We start from the raw sequence: 17459 nt of genomic DNA on the forward strand, positions 1-17459 counted from the left end.
GACAAATGAGTTATTGATTTCGTCGCTGAATTTGTGACCACTCGTAGCGCTGTGTACAATGACCTCCCTTTTGCCCCCGCAAAGCCGGCGAACGTTCGGCGCGTGTGGTAACTAGTTGAATCGAAAAGAAATTGCCTCGAACAAGAGGCAGCCTGGTGAGAATGTGTCTATGAAAACAGGTCTGTATCGTCCGGATGAATTCAAGGATAACTGCGGTTTTGGCCTGATTGCCCATATGTCGGGTGAGCCCAGCCATAACCTGTTGCAAACGGCCATCGAGGCCCTGACCTGCATGACCCACCGCGGTGGGATCAACGCCGACGGCAAGACCGGCGACGGGTGTGGCTTGCTGATCCAGAAGCCCGACCTGTTTCTGCGTGCCATCGCCCAACAGCACTTTGGCAACGAACTGCCCAAGCAATATGCCGTGGGCATGGTCTTCTTCAATCAAGACCCGGTACGCGCCCAAGCGGCCCGCGAAAACATGAACCGCGAAATCGAGGCTGCCGGCCTGCAGTTGGTCGGCTGGCGCGACGTGCCCATCGACACCAGCGTGCTGGGCCGCCTGGCCCTTGAGCGCCTGCCAAAAATCCAGCAAGTGTTCGTCGGAGGCGAAGGCCTGAGCGATCAGCAGTTCGCGATCAAGTTGTTCAGTGCCCGCCGCCGGTCCTCCGTGGCCAATGCCGCCGACACCGATCACTACATTTGCAGTTTTTCGCACAAGACCATCATCTACAAAGGCCTGATGATGCCGGCCGATCTCACGGCCTTCTATCCAGACCTGTCCGACGAGCGTCTGCAGACCGCCATCTGCGTGTTCCACCAGCGCTTCTCCACCAATACCCTGCCGAAATGGCCGCTGGCCCAGCCATTCCGCTTTCTCGCCCACAACGGCGAGATCAACACCATCACCGGCAACCGCAACTGGGCGCTGGCCCGTCGCGCCAAGTTCGCCAACGATCTGATCCCGGATTTGGAAGAGCTCGGCCCGCTGGTCAACCGCGTGGGTTCCGACTCTTCGAGCATGGACAACATGCTCGAACTGATGGTCACCGGTGGTATCGATCTGTTCCGTGGCGTGCGCATGCTGATTCCGCCGGCCTGGCAGAACGTCGAGACCATGGACCCGGACCTGCGGGCGTTCTACGAATACAACTCGATGCACATGGAGCCCTGGGATGGGCCGGCCGGCGTGGTCATGACCGACGGCCGCCATGCCGTGTGCCTGCTCGACCGCAACGGCCTGCGTCCGGCGCGCTGGGTCACCACCAAGAATGGCTACATCACCCTGGCCTCGGAAATCGGCGTGTGGAACTACCAGCCCGAGGACGTCATCGCCAAGGGGCGTGTGGGTCCGGGCCAGATCCTGGCGGTCGATACCGAAACCGGCCAGGTGCTGCACACCGATGACATCGACAACCGCCTGAAGTCGCGCCACCCCTACAAGCAGTGGCTGCGCAAGAGCGCGCTGCGCATCCAGTCGACCATGGAAGACAACGACCACGGTTCGGCTTTCTACAGCAGCGACCAGCTCAAGCAGTACATGAAGATGTACCAGGTGACCTTCGAGGAGCGCGACCAGGTGTTGCGCCCACTGGGTGAACAGGGCCAGGAAGCTGTGGGTTCGATGGGCGACGACACGCCGATGGCGGTTCTGTCGCGTCGCGTGCGCACGCCTTACGACTATTTCCGCCAGCAGTTCGCGCAGGTGACCAACCCGCCGATCGACCCGCTGCGCGAAGCGATCGTGATGTCCCTGGAAATCTGCCTGGGTGCCGAGCGCAACATCTTCCAGGAGTCCCCGGAGCATGCTTCGCGGGTGATCCTCAGCTCGCCGGTCATCTCGCCCGCCAAGTGGCGCTCGCTGATGAACCTGGATCGGCCGGGGTTCGATCGGCAGGTCATCGAGCTGAACTACGATGAAGCCATGGGCCTTGAAGCCGCCGTGCGCAACATCGCCGATCAGGCCGAAGAGGCGGTGCGCGCCGGACGTACCTTGCTGGTGCTCAGTGACCGCAACATCGCTGCGGGCAAGCTGCCGGTGCATGCGTCGCTGGCCACCGGTGCGGTGCACCATCGCCTGACCGAGAAAGGCCTGCGCTGCGACAGCAACATCCTTGTGGAAACCGCTACCGCCCGCGATCCGCATCACTTCGCCGTGCTGATCGGCTTTGGCGCTTCGGCGGTCTATCCGTTCCTGGCCTATGAAGTGCTGGGCGACCTGATCCGCACCGGTGAAGTGTTGGGCGACCTCTACGAGGTGTTCAAGAACTACCGCAAGGGCATCACCAAGGGTTTGCTCAAGATTCTCTCGAAGATGGGCATCTCCACCGTGGCGTCGTACCGCGGCGCCCAGCTGTTCGAGGCCATCGGTCTGTCCGAGGAAGTCTGCGAGCTGAGCTTCCGCGGTGTGCCGAGCCGCATCAAGGGCGCGCGCTTCGTCGACCTGGAAGCCGAGCAGAAAGCCCTTGCCGCCGAGGCCTGGAGCCCGCGCAAGCCGATCCAGCAAGGCGGTCTGCTGAAGTTCGTGTACGGCGGCGAGTACCACGCCTACAACCCGGACGTGGTCAACACCCTGCAGGCCGCCGTGCAGCAGGGCGACTACAGCAAGTTCAAGGAATACACCGCGATCGTCGACAACCGTCCGGTGTCGATGATCCGCGACCTGCTCAAGGTCAAGACGCTCGACGAGCCGCTGGGCATGGACCAGATCGAACCGCTGGAAGCGATTCTCAAGCGTTTCGACTCGGCGGGGATTTCCCTGGGTGCGTTGTCGCCCGAAGCCCACGAAGCGCTGGCCGAGGCAATGAACCGCCTGGGTGCGCGTTCCAACTCCGGTGAAGGCGGCGAAGACCCTTCGCGCTACGGCACCGTGCGCAGTTCGAAGATCAAGCAGATCGCGACCGGCCGCTTCGGGGTCACCCCCGAGTACCTGGTCAACGCCGAAGTGCTGCAGATCAAGGTGGCCCAGGGCGCCAAGCCCGGCGAGGGCGGCCAGCTGCCCGGCGGCAAGGTCAACGGCCTGATCGCCAAGCTGCGCTATGCCGTGCCTGGCGTGACGCTGATCTCGCCGCCGCCGCACCACGACATCTACTCCATCGAGGACTTGTCGCAGCTGATCTTCGACCTCAAGCAGGTCAACCCGGCCGCGCTGGTGTCGGTCAAACTGGTGGCCGAGGCAGGTGTGGGCACCATCGCCGCCGGCGTGGCCAAGGCCTATGCCGACCTGATCACCATTTCCGGCTACGACGGTGGCACCGGTGCATCGCCGCTGAGCTCGATCAAGTATGCCGGTGCACCGTGGGAACTGGGCCTGGCTGAAACCCACCAGACCCTGCGCGGCAACGACCTGCGCGGCAAGGTGCGGGTACAGACCGACGGCGGCCTGAAGACCGGCCTGGACGTGATCAAGGCGGCGATCCTGGGTGCCGAGAGCTTCGGCTTCGGCACCGCGCCAATGATTGCCCTGGGCTGCAAATACCTGCGCATCTGCCACCTGAACAACTGCGCCACCGGCGTGGCCACGCAGAACGAGAAGCTGCGCAAGGATCACTACATCGGCACGGTCGACATGGTGATCAACTTCTTCACCTACGTGGCCGAGGAAACCCGCGAGTGGCTGGCCAAGCTGGGCGTGCGCAGCCTGGGCGAGCTGATCGGGCGCACCGATCTGCTGGAAATGCTGCCGGGTGAAACCGCCAAGCAGCAGCACCTGGACCTGACCCCCTTGTTGGGCAGCGACCATATTCCAGCCGACAAGCCGCAGTTCTGCCAGGTGGAGCGCAACCCGCCGTTCGACAAGGGCCTGCTGGCCGAGAAGATGGTGGAAATGGCCTTGCCGGCGATTCAGGGCAAGACCGGTGGCGAATACGCGATGGACATCTGCAACTGCGACCGCTCCATCGGCGCGCGCATCTCCGGGGAAATCGCCAAGCTGCATGGCAACCAGGGCATGAACGCCAATCCGCTGACCTTCCGTTTCAAGGGCACTGCGGGCCAGAGCTTCGGCGTCTGGAATGCCGGTGGCTTGAACATGTACCTGGAGGGCGATGCCAACGACTACGTCGGCAAGGGCATGACCGCTGGCAAGCTGGTGATCGTGCCGCCCAAGGGCAGCCCGTTCAAGACCCAGGACAGTGCCATCATCGGCAATACCTGTCTGTACGGCGCCACCGGCGGCAAGCTGTTCGCCGCCGGTACCGCAGGCGAGCGTTTCGCGGTGCGCAACTCCGGTGCCCACACGGTCGTGGAAGGCACGGGCGATCACTGCTGCGAATACATGACCGGCGGTTTCGTCTGCGTGCTCGGCAAGACCGGCTACAACTTCGGCTCGGGCATGACCGGCGGTTTCGCCTACGTGCTCGACCAGGACAACAGCTTCGTCGACCGGGTCAACCACGAGCTGGTGGAAATCCAGCGCATCAGTGGCGAAGCCATGGAGGCCTACCGTACTCACCTGGAGCGCGTGCTGGCCGAATACGTCGCCGAAACCGACAGCGAATGGGGCCGCAACCTTTGGGAAAACCTGGACGACTATCTGCGTCGCTTCTGGTTGGTCAAGCCCAAGGCCGCCAACCTGAAATCGCTGCTGTCCAGCACCCGTGCCAACCCGCAGTGATATGCGCCTGAACAGTTTGATGAGGTTTTAACAATGGCTGAACGTCTGAGTAATGACTTCCAGTTCATCGAGGTCGGGCGCAAAGATCCGAAGAAGAAACTGTTGCGTCAACGCAAGAAAGAGTTCGTGGAGATCTACGAGCCCTTCAAACCCGCGCAGTCGGCCGACCAGGCCCACCGCTGCCTGGGCTGTGGCAACCCGTACTGCGAGTGGAAGTGCCCGGTGCACAACTTCATTCCCAACTGGTTGAAACTGGTGGCCGAGGGCAACATCCTCGCCGCCGCCGAGCTGTCGCACCAGACCAACACCCTGCCTGAAGTGTGCGGCCGGGTGTGCCCGCAGGATCGTCTGTGCGAGGGTGCCTGCACCCTCAATGACGGCTTCGGCGCGGTGACCATCGGTTCGGTGGAGAAGTACATCACCGACACCGCGTTCGCCATGGGCTGGCGCCCGGACATGTCCAAGGTCAAGCCGACCGGCAAGCGCGTCGCCATCATCGGCGCCGGCCCGGCCGGTCTGGGCTGCGCCGATGTGCTGGTGCGCGGTGGCGTGACTCCGGTGGTGTTCGACAAGAACCCGGAAATCGGCGGTCTGCTGACCTTCGGTATCCCCGAGTTCAAGCTGGAGAAGAGCGTGTTGAGCAATCGGCGCGAAGTCTTCACCGGCATGGGCATCGAGTTCCGCCTGAACACCGAGGTGGGCAAGGACATCAGCGTCGAGCAGTTGCTGCAGGAATACGATGCGGTGTTCATGGGCATGGGCACCTACACCTACATGAAGGGCGGCTTCCCCGGTGAAGACCTGCCTGGCGTGCATGACGCCCTGGATTTCCTGATCGCCAACGTCAACCGCAACCTGGGCTTTGAAAAGTCGCCGGAAGATTTTGTCGACATGAAGGGCAAGAAGGTCGTGGTGCTGGGCGGTGGCGATACGGCGATGGACTGCAACCGTACCTCCATTCGCCAGGGTGCCAAGGCGGTGACCTGTGCCTATCGGCGTGACGAGGCGAACATGCCGGGCTCGCGCAAAGAGGTGAAGAACGCCAAGGAAGAGGGGGTCAGATTCCTCTACAACCGCCAGCCGATCGCCATCGTCGGTGAAGACAAGGTCGAAGGGGTGAAGGTGGTCGAAACCCGTCTGGGCGAACCCGATGCCCGTGGCCGTCGCAGCCCCGAGCCGATTCCGGGTTCCGAGGAGATCATCCCGGCCGATGCCGTGGTCATCGCTTTCGGTTTCCGCCCAAGCCCGGCGGCGTGGTTCCAGGACCACAGCATCCAGACCGACAGCCAGGGCCGCGTGGTGGCGCCGGAGCAGGGTCGGTTCAAGCACCAGACCAGCAACCCGAAGATCTTCGCTGGCGGCGACATGGTCCGCGGTTCGGACCTGGTGGTGACCGCCATCTTCGAAGGCCGCAACGCTGCCGAAGGGATCCTGGATTACCTGGAAGTCTGAGTCAGGCTAAGCGGTGGTGAGCTAGGAGCGGTCATCGGCCGCGAAAAGCGCACCGCGGGGTGTTCAGCCATACCGCAGCGCACCCTTCGCGGCCGATGACCGCTCCTACGGTGGAACTGCGGTGGCATGAGCGAGATGTAGGAGCGGTCCGTGGCCGCGAACGGGACGACCCGGTGCTCAGGCGGCCATTACGGCCTGAATGTCGCGGGCCAGCTCGCGCACGCGGGCTTCCTCGGTGTCCCATGAGCACATGAAGCGAGCGCCGCCGCTGCCGATGAAGGTGTAGAAGCGCCAGCCCTTGGCGCGCAGGGCTTCCAGGGCCGGTTCCGGCATCTGCAGAAACACCCCGTTGGCCTCTACTGGAAACATCAACTCCACCCCCGGTATACCCTCGACCAACGCCTTGAGCAGTTGCGCGCAATGGTTGGCGTGCCCCGCATGCTTGAGCCAGGCATCGTTCTCCAGCAGCCCCACCCAAGGCGCCGACAGGAAACGCATCTTCGACGCCAGCTGCCCCGCCTGCTTGCAGCGATAGTCGAAATCTTCGGCCAGCCGGTGGTTGAAGAACAGAATGGCCTCGCCCACGGCCATGCCGTTCTTGGTGCCGCCGAAGCACAACACATCCACTCCCGCTTTCCAGGTCAGCTCGGCCGGTGTACAGCCCAGAAACGCACAGGCGTTGGCAAAGCGCGCGCCATCCATGTGCAGGTTCAGGTTCAGTTCCTTGCAGGTGGCGCTGATGGCCTTGAGTTCTTCGGGGCGGTACACGCTGCCGACTTCGGTGGCCTGGGTCAGGGTGACCACGCGCGGCTTGGGGTAGTGGATGTCCTGGCGCTTGAGCGCGACTTCGCGAATGGCCTGAGGGGTCAGCTTGCCCAGCTCGGTGCGTGCTGTCAGCAGTTTGGAACCGTTGGAGAAGAATTCCGGAGCACCGCACTCATCGGTTTCGACGTGCGCGGTTTCCGAGCAGATGACGCTGTGGTAGCTCTGGCACAGCGACGACAGGGCCAGGGAGTTGGCCGCAGTGCCGTTGAAGGCGAAAAACACTTCACAGTCGGTTTCGAACAGGCGGCGGAATTCATCGGCGGCGCGTGCGGTCCACTGATCGTCGCCATAGGCACGCTGATGGCCCTGGTTGGCCTGCTCCATGGCCGCCCAGGCCTCGGAGCAGATGCCCGAATAATTGTCGCTGGCGAACTGTTGGGTTTGGTCGTTCATGGGCGGGTCCTTGGTGTTAAGTATGGGGGGCACTGTAAACCAACTGTGAAAGATGTGTCGTCTAGGCGGGCCTCTTCGCGGCCACTGGCCGCTCCTACGGGAAACGTGTCGTCCATGCGGCCAGCTCCTGGGCTGTGTGAGGCTCGCGTGGGAGCGGTCTGTGGCCGCGAAGAGGCCGGTATGACAACCCATAAACTGGAGCTTTTTCTCGGATGACCCGAAATCATGCACTGGATCTGCTCAAATGGCTGGCCATGCTGTGCATGGTCCTCGACCACCTGCGCTATGTCGGCTGGTCGCTGGACTTTCTCTACGTGCCGGGCCGCCTGGCTTTCCCCTGGTTCTGCCTGGCGATTGCCGCCAACCTGACGCGCCGCCCTGAGGCTCCCCTGGGCGGCCGCTACCTGGCCTGGTTGCTGAGCTTCGCCGCTCTGTCGGAAATCCCCTACCGCCTGTTCGTCTACCCGGCCGACACTCTCAACGTGCTGCCCACCCTCGCTCTGGGCTTGATCGTCGCCAAGGCCTGGCAGCAACGTCGACAACCCGCCATGGCCGCACTTGGCTGCGCGGTGGTTGCCGTGGCGGCGTTGTTCGACCACCAGCTGATGTTCGGTCTGGCGGGCGTGCTGCTGCCATTGGGGTTTGTCCTGGCCTGGCAGCGCCCGCTGTACTGGGCGTTGCCCCTGGGCGTGCTGTGCCTGGCCGCCAACGCTTGGGCCAACCTGTTCGAATCCGCGCGGCACTTCTACTGGCCGGCAATCGGCGGCATCGTTGCCTGTCTGCTGGCACCAGGGCTGGGCCTGCTGGTGCTGCGCGTCGGGATACACAAGGCAGTTGTCCCCATGCGCCGTTGGGCGTACGCCATCTACCCCCTGCATTTCCTCGCCCTGCTGGGCCTGCGCCTGCTGTTGCGGGCACTCTGACGCTGGCCTGATCGCGCCATGTCGTAAACGAACCTCTGCAAGGCGCGCGCAGGCATTTGGTCGGATCGCGCCGGCCCTACCATCGCAATCAAAGGGGGCAGCCGTTGCCGGTCGCCTTCGTCCAACATGCCAGGCGCCACGCCGCCGCTGGGGAGACCGCGATGTTCAGCAAACAAGATCAGATCCAAGGTTATGACGACGTCCTGCTGGCTGCCATGAACGCCGAGGACCAGCGTCAGGAAGACCACATCGAACTGATCGCCTCGGAAAACTACACCAGCAAGCGCGTGATGGAAGCCCAGGGCAGCGGCCTCACCAACAAGTACGCCGAAGGCTATCCGGGCAAGCGCTACTACGGTGGCTGCGAGCACGTGGACAAGGTCGAGCAACTGGCCATCGATCGCGCCAAGCAACTGTTCGGTGCCGACTATGCCAACGTCCAGCCGCACTCGGGTTCCCAGGCCAACGCCGCGGTCTACCTGGCACTGTTGCAGGCCGGCGATACGGTCTTGGGCATGAGCCTGGCCCATGGCGGTCACCTGACCCACGGTGCCAAGGTCAGCTTCTCCGGCAAGCTCTACAACGCCGTGCAGTACGGCATCGACACCGACACCGGCCTGATCGACTACGACGAAGTCGAGCGCCTGGCGGTCGAGCACCAGCCGAAGATGATCATTGCCGGCTTTTCGGCCTACTCCAAGACCCTCGACTTCCCTCGCTTCCGTGAAATCGCCGACAAGGTCGGAGCCTACCTGTTCGTCGACATGGCCCACGTTGCCGGGCTGGTTGCCGCTGGCCTGTACCCCAACCCGATCCCGTTCGCCGACGTGGTCACCACCACCACCCACAAGACCCTGCGCGGTCCGCGTGGCGGGCTGATCCTGGCCCGTGCCAACGAAGCCCTGGAAAAGAAATTCAACGCCGCGGTATTCCCCGGCGGCCAGGGCGGCCCGCTGATGCATGTGATCGCTGCCAAGGCGGTGTGCTTCAAGGAAGCGCTGGAGCCCGAGTTCAAGACCTACCAGCAGCAGGTCATCGACAACGCCCAGGCCATGGCCGGCGTGTTCATCGAGCGTGGCTTCGACGTGGTTTCCGGCGGTACCGACAACCACCTGTTCCTGGTCAGCCTGATTCGCCAGGGCCTCACCGGCAAAGACGCCGACGCCGCCCTGGGCCGTGCGCACATCACCGTGAACAAGAACGCCGTGCCGAATGACCCGCAGTCACCGTTCGTGACCTCGGGCCTGCGCATCGGTACCCCAGCGGTCACCAGCCGTGGTTTCAAAGTAGCCCAGTGCCTTGATCTGGCCGGCTGGATCTGCGACATCCTCGACAATTTGGGCGATGCCGACGTCGAGGCCAACGTGGCCCGTCACGTGACGGCCCTGTGCAGCGACTTCCCGGTCTACCGCTGAGAGTGGAGTGAACACCATGCAACGTTATTCTGGCTTCGGCCTTTTCAAGCACTCGCTCAGCCACCACGAAAACTGGCAGCGCATGTGGCGCACACCGACCCCCAAGAAGGTCTACGACGTCGTCATCGTCGGCGGCGGCGGGCACGGCCTGGCGACCGCCTATTACCTGGCCAAGGTCCACGGCATCACCAATGTGGCCGTGGTCGAGAAGGGCTGGCTGGGTGGCGGCAATACCGCGCGCAACACCACCATCGTGCGCTCCAACTACCTGTGGGATGAGTCGGCCCACCTGTACGAACATGCCATGAAACTGTGGGAAGGCTTGTCACAGGACATCAACTACAACGTGATGTTTTCCCAGCGCGGGGTGTACAACCTGTGCCACACCCTGCAGGACATGCGCGACTCCGAACGCCGCGTCAGCGCCAACCGCCTCAACGGCGTGGACGGCGAGCTGTTGAACAACAAGCAGGTGGCCGAAGAGATCCCCTACCTGGACTGCACCAGGAACACCCGTTACCCGATCATCGGCGCCACCGTCCAGCGCCGTGGCGGCGTGGCCCGTCACGACGCCGTGGCCTGGGGCTATGCCCGCGCCGCCGATGCCCTGGGCGTGGACCTGATCCAGCAGACCGAAGTGACCGGCTTTCGCAAGGAAAACGGCGTGTGCATCGGTGTCGAAACCAACAAGGGTTTCATCGGTGCCAAGCGCGTCGGTGTGGTTACCGCCGGCAACTCCGGGCACATGGCCAAGCTGGCCGGTTTCCGCCTGCCGGTCGAATCCCATCCGCTGCAGGCGCTGGTGTCCGAGCCGATCAAGCCCATCATCGACAGCGTGATCATGTCCAACGCCGTCCATGGTTACATCAGCCAGTCGGACAAGGGCGACCTGGTGATCGGTGCCGGTATCGACAGCTGGGTCGGCTACGGCCAGCGCGGTTCGTACCCGATCATCGAACACACCCTGCAGGCCATCGTCGAGATGTTCCCGGTGCTCTCGCGGGTGCGCATGAACCGCCAGTGGGGCGGCATCGTCGACACCACGCCGGACGCCTGCCCGATCATCTCCAAGACCCCGGTGCCGAACATGTTCTTCAATTGCGGCTGGGGCACCGGTGGCTTCAAGGCCACGCCGGGCTCGGGCCATGTGTTCGCGGCCAGCCTGGCCACGGGCGAGATGCACCCGCTGGCCAAGCCGTTTTCCATCGAGCGCTTCCACAACGGCGCGTTGATCGACGAACACGGCGCCGCCGCCGTCGCCCACTGACAGGAGAAACCACCATGCTCAACATCTTCTGTCCACACTGTGGCGAGCTGCGCAGCGAAGAAGAATTCCACTGCTCGGGCCAGGCGCACATTGCCCGCCCGCTCGACCCGGGTGCGTGCACCGACGCGCAATGGGGCGAGTACATGTTCTTCCGCAACAACCCGCGCGGCCTGCAGCACGAGCTGTGGATCCATGCCGCCGGTTGCCGCCAGTATTTCAATGCGACCCGCAACACGGTGACCTACGAGATCCTGGAAACCTATCGCATCGGCAGCCAGCCGCAGTTCGTCGAAAAGACCATTGATGAGGCGCCGCAGATCGCCTCGGGAGACAAGCCATGAGCCAGGTCAATCGCCTCTCCACCGGCGGACGTCTGGAGCGCAGCAAGAAGCTGACCTTCACCTTCAATGGCACGACCTACATCGGCTATGAAGGCGACACCCTGGCCTCGGCCCTGCTGGCCAATGGCGTCGACGTGATCGGCCGCAGCTTCAAGTATTCGCGTCCGCGCGGCATCGTCGCAGCCGGTGCCGAGGAGCCCAACGCGGTGCTGCAGATCGGCGCCACCGAAGCCACTCAGATCCCCAACGTGCGGGCGACCCAGCAGGCGCTGTACCAGGGCCTGGTTGCCACCAGCACCAACGGCTGGCCGAACGTCAATACCGACATGATGGGTATCCTCGGCAAGGTCGGCGGCAAGCTGATGCCGCCGGGGTTCTACTACAAGACCTTCATGTACCCGCAGTCCTTCTGGATGACCTACGAGAAGTACATCCGCAAGGCTGCCGGCCTGGGTCGTTCGCCGACCGAAGTGGACCCGGATTCCTACGACTACATGAGCCGCACCTGCGACGTGCTGGTGGTCGGCGCCGGCCCTGCCGGCCTTGCCGCTGCCCTGGCCGCCGCACGCAGTGGCGCCCGGGTGATCCTGGCCGACGAGCAGGAAGAGTTCGGCGGCTCGCTGCTCGACACCCGTGAAAGCCTCGATGGCAAGCCTGCCGGCGAATGGGTCGCCGCAGTGATCAGCGAGCTTGCAGGCATGCCTGAAGTGGTGCTGTTGCCCCGCGCCACGGTCAACGGCTACCACGACCATAATTTCCTGACCATTCACCAGCGCCTCACCGATCACCTTGGCGACCGTGCGCCGATGGGCCAGGTCCGCCAACGCATGCACCGGGTTCGCGCCGGGCGCGTGGTGCTGGCAACCGGTACCCACGAGCGGCCCCTGGTGTACGGCAACAACGACGTGCCGGGTAACATGCTGGCCGGCGCCATCTCTACCTATGTACGTCGCTACGGCGTGGCACCGGGCAAGAAACTGGTGCTGTCGACCAACAACGACCACGCCTACCGCGTAGCCCTGGACTGGCACGACGCCGGCCTCAAGGTGGTCGCCGTGGCCGATGCCCGCCACAACCCGCGCGGCGCGCTGGTCGAGGAAGCACGGGCCAAGGGTATTCGCATCCTCACCGCGAGCGCGGTGATCGAAGCTCGCGGCAGCAAGCATGTCACCGCTGCCCGCGTCGCTGCCATCGACGTCAAGGCGCACAGGGTAGTCAGCCCCGGCGAATGGCTCGATTGCGACCTGGTCGGCAGCTCGGGCGGTTACAGCCCGGTGGTGCATCTGGCCTCGCACCTGGGCGGCAAGCCCGTCTGGCGTGAGGACATCCTCGGCTTCGTGCCGGGCGAAGCACCGCAGAAACGCCTGTGCGTCGGCGGCGTGAACGGCGTGTATGCCTTGGCCGATGCCATGGCCGACGGTTTCGAAGGCGGTGCCCGAGCGGCCTCGGAAACAGGCTTCGGCGTCGTCGAAGGCACCTTGCCCAATGTCTTGACCCGCGTCGAAGAGCCGACCCTGGCGCTGTTCCAGGTGCCCCACGACAAAGACACGGCGCGCGCGCCGAAGCAATTCGTCGACCTGCAGAACGACGTCACTGCGGCCGCCATCGAACTGGCTACCCGCGAGGGTTTCGAGTCGGTCGAGCACGTCAAGCGCTACACCGCGCTGGGCTTCGGCACCGACCAGGGCAAGCTGGGCAACGTCAACGGCCTGGCTATCGCCGCCCGTTCGCTGAACGTCACCATTCCGGAAATGGGCACGACCATGTTCCGCCCCAATTACACGCCGATCACCTTCGGTGCGGTGGCCGGGCGTCACTGTGGCCACCTGTTCGAGCCGGTGCGTTTCACCGCGCTGCATGCCTGGCATGTGAAGAACGGTGCCGAGTTCGAAGACGTCGGCCAATGGAAGCGCCCCTGGTACTTCCCCAAGCGTGGCGAGGACATCCATGCTGCCGTCGCCCGCGAGTGCAAGGCAGTGCGCGACAGCGTCGGTCTGCTGGACGCCTCGACCCTGGGCAAGATCGACATCCAGGGCCCGGACGCCCGCGAATTCCTCAACCGCATCTACACCAACGCCTGGACCAAGCTGGACGTGGGCAAGGCACGCTACGGCCTGATGTGCAAGGAAGACGGGATGGTCTTCGACGACGGTGTCACCGCCTGTCTGGCCGACAACCACTTCCTGATGACCACCACCACCGGCGGTGCCGCGCGGGTCCTGCAATGGCTGGAAATCTACCAGCAGACCGAATGGCCAGACCTGAAGGTCTACTTCACTTCGGTCACCGACCATTGGGCGACCCTGACCCTGTCCGGCCCCAACAGCCGCAAGCTGCTCAGTGAAGTGACCGACATCGACCTGGACAAGGACGCTTTCGGCTTCATGACCTGGAAAGAAGGGCAGGTGGGGGGTGTGCCGGCGCGCGTGTTCCGCATCTCCTTCACCGGCGAGCTGTCGTACGAGGTCAACGTCCAGGCCGACTACGCCATGGGCGTGCTGGAGAAGATCATCGAGGCCGGCAAGCAGTACAACCTGACCCCCTACGGCACAGAAACCATGCACGTGCTGCGTGCCGAGAAGGGCTTCATCATCGTCGGCCAGGACACCGACGGGTCAATGACCCCCGACGACCTGAACATGGGCTGGTGTGTCGGGCGGACCAAGCCCTTCTCGTGGATCGGCTGGCGCGGCATGAACCGCGAAGACACCGTGCGCCACGAGCGCAAACAACTGGTCGGCCTCAAGCCGGTCGATCCGAACAAGTGGTTGCCCGAGGGTGCCCAGCTGGTGTTCGACCCCAAGCAGGCGATCCCCATGAGCATGGTCGGCCACGTAACGTCGAGCTATGCCAGCAACTCGCTGGGTTATTCGTTCGCGATGGGTGTGGTCAAGGGCGGTCTCAAGCGCATGGGCGAACGGGTGTTCTCGCCGCAGGCCGATGGCAGCGTGATCGAAGCCGAAATCGTCTCCTCGGTGTTCTTCGATCCGAAGGGCGAGCGGCAGAACATCTAGCACAAGGCGCCTGTAGGAGCGGCCAGTGGCCGCGAAAGGCACGCTGCGGCGTGCCAGGCCTACCGCAGCAAGCCCTTCGCGGCCGATGACCGCTCCTGCGGGAGCTCACCACCTTCTTCCAGGCTTGAACAGCATTCACTGACAGGTGCAGCAAAATGACCACAGTCAACGTATACCAGCAACGCCCCGCTTCGGGCGCCAAGGCCGAAGACCCGCTCCACCATGCCGACCTCGCCAGCCTGGTGGGCAAGGGTCGCCAGGGCGCCGGTGTGACCCTGCGCGAGAAAAAGCTGCTGGGTCACCTGACCCTGCGCGGCGACGGCCATGACCCGATCTTTGCCGGCGCCGTGCACAAGGCAACCGGCCTGGAATTGCCCGGCGCCTTGAGCCTGGTCAGCAGCGGCGACACGTCGCTGCAGTGGCTGGGCCCGGACGAGTGGCTGCTGATCGTTCCCGGTGGCGAGGAACTGGCCACCGAGCAACGCCTGCGCGAAGCGCTGGCCGGGCTGCATGTCGCGGTGGTCAACGTCAGCGGCGGCCAGTCGCTGATCGAACTGAGCGGGCCGAATGTGCGCGACGTGCTGATGAAGTCCACGAGCTACGATGTGCACCCGAACAATTTTCCGGTAGGCAAGGCGGTGGGTACGGTGTTCGCCAAGTCTCAGCTGGTGATCCGCCGCACCGAAGAGGACACCTGGGAGCTGTTGATCCGCCGCAGCTTCGCCGATTACTGGTGGCTGTGGTTGCAGGATGCCTCGGCCGAGTATGGGCTGAGCATCCAGGCCTGACAGTGCAGGGATTGCACAGCCCTGTGGGAGTGGTCATCGACCGCGAACCAGGCGCCGCGGTGCATCGGACATATCACCGTGCGCCGTTCGCGGCCGATGACCGCTCCTACAGTTGTTTCGACCTCGACACCAAGGACTACCCATGAGCCGCGCCCCTGACACCTGGATCCTCACCGCCGATTGCCCCAGCGTATTGGGCACGGTGGATGCGGTTACGCGCTACCTGTTCGAGCAGGGCTGCTATGTCACCGAGCACCACTCGTTCGATGACCGACTGTCGTCGCGCTTCTTCATCAGGGTCGAGTTTCGTCAGCCCGACGGCTTCGATGAAGTTGCCTTTCGCGAAGGCCTCGCCGAGCGCGGAGCCAGCTTCGGCATGATCTTCGAGTTGACCGCGCCGCAATACCGGCTCAAGGTGGTGATCATGGTTTCCAAGGCCGATCACTGCCTCAACGACTTGCTCTACCGCCAGCGCATCGGCCAGTTGCCGATGGACGTGGTCGCGGTGATCTCCAACCACCCGGACCTCGAGCCGCTGGCGCGCTGGCACGACATTCCCTATTACCATTTTCCGCTCGACCCCAAGGACAAACCCTCCCAGGAGCGCAAGGTGTTGCAGGTGATCGAGCAGGCCGGCGCCGAACTGGTGATCCTCGCCCGCTACATGCAGGTGTTGTCGCCAGAGCTGTGTCGGCGTCTGGACGGGTGGGCGATCAACATCCATCACTCGTTGCTGCCTGGTTTCAAGGGCGCCAAACCCTATCATCAGGCCTACAACAAAGGCGTCAAACTGGTCGGGGCAACCGCGCACTACATCAACAACGATCTGGACGAAGGTCCGATCATCACCCAGGGTGTAGAGGTGGTCGATCACAGTCACTACCCCGAAGACCTCATCGCCAAGGGCCGCGACATCGAATGCCTGACCCTGGCCCGAGCCATCGGCTACCACATCGAGCGCCGCGTGTTCCTCAACGCCAACCGCACGGTAGTTCTGTAGCAGCGGCGCGAGCCGCGTCAGGGCATCGCACGAACAAACGCATGACCGCAGCACGCAAAACCCAAGCTCAAAAACAACAAACAGCGAGGTGAAAGCATGTCTGGTAATCGTGGAGTGGTGTATCTGGGCTCCGGCAAAGTCGAAGTGCAGAATATCGATTTCCCCAAATTGCAGGACCCCAGGGGCAAACGCATCGAGCATGGCGTGATCCTGCGCGTGGTCTCGACCAACATCTGCGGCTCCGACCAGCACATGGTCCGTGGCCGTACCACCGCTCAGGTCGGCCTGGTGCTGGGCCATGAGATCACGGGCGAAGTCATCGAAGCCGGCCGCGACGTGGAACACCTGAAAGTCGGCGATCTGGTTTCGGTACCGTTCAACGTCGCCTGCGGCCGCTGCCGCTCCTGCAAGGAGCAGAACACCGGCGTCTGCCTGACCGTCAACCCGGCGCGCCCCGGCGGCGCCTATGGTTACGTCGACATGGGCGACTGGGTCGGTGGCCAGGCCGAGTTCGTGCTGGTGCCCTATGCGGACTTCAACCTGCTGAAGCTGCCGGACCGCGATGCCGCCATGGAGAAGATCCGCGACCTGACGTGCCTCTCCGACATTCTGCCGACCGGCTATCACGGTGCCATGACCGCAGGCGTTGGCCCTGGCAGTACCGTCTACGTGGCCGGTGCAGGCCCTGTCGGGCTTGCTGCCGCGGCTTCCGCGCGCCTGCTGGGTGCGGCAGTGGTGATCATCGGTGACGTCAACCCGGTACGTCTGGCGCATGCCAAGGCCCAGGGCTTCGAGATTGCCGACCTGTCCCAGGACACACCGTTGCACGAGCAGATCGCCGCCTTGCTGGGCGAGCCGGAAGTGGATTGCGCAGTCGATGCGGTAGGCTTCGAAGCACGCGGTCACGGTCACAGCGGGGCCAAGGCAGAAGCACCGGCTACCGTGCTCAACTCATTGATGGGCGTGGTGCGTGTGGCAGGCAAGATCGGCATTCCCGGCCTGTACGTTACCGAAGATCCGGGCGCGGTGGACGCGGCGGCGAAGATGGGCAGCCTGAGCATTCGCTTCGGACTGGGTTGGGCCAAGTCACACAGCTTCCATACCGGCCAGACTCCGGTGATGAAGTACAACCGGCAGCTGATGCAGGCCATCATGTGGGACCGCATCAAGATCGCCGATATCGTCGGCGTGGAAGTCATCTCGCTGGACGAGGCCCCGCGCGGCTACGGCGAATTCGACGCGGGCGTACCGAAGAAATTCGTCATCGACCCGCACAAGCTGTTCAGCGCCGCCTGACCAGACCCGCTCCTGCAACGAGCATACAACTCCCCTGTAGGAGCGGCCATCGGCCGCGAAGAGGCCACCGCGGTGTATCTGCACGACCGCAGCGCGCCTTTCGCGGCCACGGACCGCTCCTACGTGG

At 63.8% G+C, this 17459-nt stretch carries 11 protein-coding genes; 10 read left to right on the plus strand and 1 reads right to left on the minus strand.

The window, feature by feature from the left end; all coding sequences use genetic code 11:
- Positions 1-169 precede the first annotated feature (169 nt).
- Positions 170-4618 carry a glutamate synthase large subunit gene (gene gltB, locus IFU31_RS10270; protein WP_185794942.1) on the plus strand — a complete coding sequence of 1483 codons (4449 nt, stop codon included), beginning with the start codon at positions 170-172 and terminating at the stop codon, positions 4616-4618.
- A gap of 33 nt (positions 4619-4651) precedes the next feature.
- Complete coding sequence (locus tag IFU31_RS10275) at positions 4652-6070, plus strand: FAD-dependent oxidoreductase (RefSeq protein WP_122480439.1); 1419 nt, start codon at positions 4652-4654, stop codon at positions 6068-6070.
- A gap of 177 nt (positions 6071-6247) precedes the next feature.
- Here the strand turns inward: IFU31_RS10275 and IFU31_RS10280 are convergent, their stop codons facing one another.
- Positions 6248-7288 (minus strand): threonine aldolase family protein, encoded by a 1041-nt coding sequence (locus tag IFU31_RS10280; protein WP_122480438.1) that lies wholly within the window; start codon positions 7286-7288, stop codon positions 6248-6250.
- A gap of 212 nt (positions 7289-7500) precedes the next feature.
- Here IFU31_RS10280 and IFU31_RS10285 point away from each other — a divergent pair, with 212 nt between their 5' ends.
- The 8 genes from IFU31_RS10285 to fdhA all read left to right on the plus strand — a co-directional run bounded on the left by IFU31_RS10285 (position 7501) and on the right by fdhA (position 17332).
- Positions 7501-8211 (plus strand): TraX family protein, encoded by a 711-nt coding sequence (locus IFU31_RS10285; protein WP_192102845.1) that lies wholly within the window; start codon positions 7501-7503, stop codon positions 8209-8211.
- A 161-nt stretch (positions 8212-8372) separates the two neighbouring features.
- Positions 8373-9626 carry a serine hydroxymethyltransferase gene (gene glyA / locus IFU31_RS10290; protein ID WP_122480436.1) on the plus strand — a complete coding sequence of 418 codons (1254 nt, stop codon included), beginning with the start codon at positions 8373-8375 and terminating at the stop codon, positions 9624-9626.
- Between the two features lie 16 nt (positions 9627-9642).
- Positions 9643-10893 carry a sarcosine oxidase subunit beta family protein gene (locus tag IFU31_RS10295; protein WP_192055818.1) on the plus strand — a complete coding sequence of 417 codons (1251 nt, stop codon included), beginning with the start codon at positions 9643-9645 and terminating at the stop codon, positions 10891-10893.
- Between the two features lie 14 nt (positions 10894-10907).
- A complete protein-coding gene (locus IFU31_RS10300) occupies positions 10908-11234 on the plus strand; it encodes a sarcosine oxidase subunit delta (RefSeq protein WP_122480434.1) in 327 nt (108 codons plus the stop codon).
- Positions 11231-14248, plus strand: a complete 3018-nt coding sequence (locus IFU31_RS10305) for a sarcosine oxidase subunit alpha (RefSeq protein WP_122480433.1) — start codon at positions 11231-11233, stop codon at positions 14246-14248. The genes IFU31_RS10300 and IFU31_RS10305 overlap by 4 nt, the downstream gene beginning before the upstream one ends.
- A gap of 155 nt (positions 14249-14403) precedes the next feature.
- Positions 14404-15036 (plus strand): sarcosine oxidase subunit gamma, encoded by a 633-nt coding sequence (locus IFU31_RS10310; RefSeq protein ID WP_185794945.1) that lies wholly within the window; start codon positions 14404-14406, stop codon positions 15034-15036.
- A 142-nt stretch (positions 15037-15178) separates the two neighbouring features.
- Positions 15179-16036 (plus strand): formyltetrahydrofolate deformylase, encoded by an 858-nt coding sequence (gene purU / locus IFU31_RS10315; RefSeq protein WP_192102846.1) that lies wholly within the window; start codon positions 15179-15181, stop codon positions 16034-16036.
- Between the two features lie 96 nt (positions 16037-16132).
- Complete coding sequence (gene fdhA / locus IFU31_RS10320; RefSeq protein ID WP_192102847.1) at positions 16133-17332, plus strand: formaldehyde dehydrogenase, glutathione-independent; 1200 nt, start codon at positions 16133-16135, stop codon at positions 17330-17332.
- Positions 17333-17459: the final 127 nt, after the last annotated feature.

The organism is Pseudomonas sp. CFBP 13602 (assembly GCF_014842725.1).
Lineage (GTDB): Bacteria > Pseudomonadota > Gammaproteobacteria > Pseudomonadales > Pseudomonadaceae > Aquipseudomonas > Aquipseudomonas baltica.

Excerpts from the sequence above, each read along its gene's own strand:
- purU (WP_192102846.1), top strand. The coding sequence starts at position 15,179 with ATGAGCCGCGCCCCTGACACCTGGATCCTCACCGCCGATTGCCCCAGC.
- IFU31_RS10310 (WP_185794945.1), top strand. The coding sequence starts at position 14,404 with ATGACCACAGTCAACGTATACCAGCAACGCCCCGCTTCGGGCGCCAAG.
- fdhA (WP_192102847.1), top strand. The coding sequence starts at position 16,133 with ATGTCTGGTAATCGTGGAGTGGTGTATCTGGGCTCCGGCAAAGTCGAA.
- glyA (WP_122480436.1), top strand. The coding sequence starts at position 8,373 with ATGTTCAGCAAACAAGATCAGATCCAAGGTTATGACGACGTCCTGCTG.
- IFU31_RS10275 (WP_122480439.1), top strand. The coding sequence starts at position 4,652 with ATGGCTGAACGTCTGAGTAATGACTTCCAGTTCATCGAGGTCGGGCGC.
- IFU31_RS10300 (WP_122480434.1), top strand. The coding sequence starts at position 10,908 with ATGCTCAACATCTTCTGTCCACACTGTGGCGAGCTGCGCAGCGAAGAA.
- IFU31_RS10305 (WP_122480433.1), top strand. The coding sequence starts at position 11,231 with ATGAGCCAGGTCAATCGCCTCTCCACCGGCGGACGTCTGGAGCGCAGC.
- IFU31_RS10285 (WP_192102845.1), top strand. The coding sequence starts at position 7,501 with ATGACCCGAAATCATGCACTGGATCTGCTCAAATGGCTGGCCATGCTG.
- IFU31_RS10280 (WP_122480438.1), bottom strand. The coding sequence starts at position 7,288 with ATGAACGACCAAACCCAACAGTTCGCCAGCGACAATTATTCGGGCATC.
- gltB (WP_185794942.1), top strand. The coding sequence starts at position 170 with ATGAAAACAGGTCTGTATCGTCCGGATGAATTCAAGGATAACTGCGGT.
- IFU31_RS10295 (WP_192055818.1), top strand. The coding sequence starts at position 9,643 with ATGCAACGTTATTCTGGCTTCGGCCTTTTCAAGCACTCGCTCAGCCAC.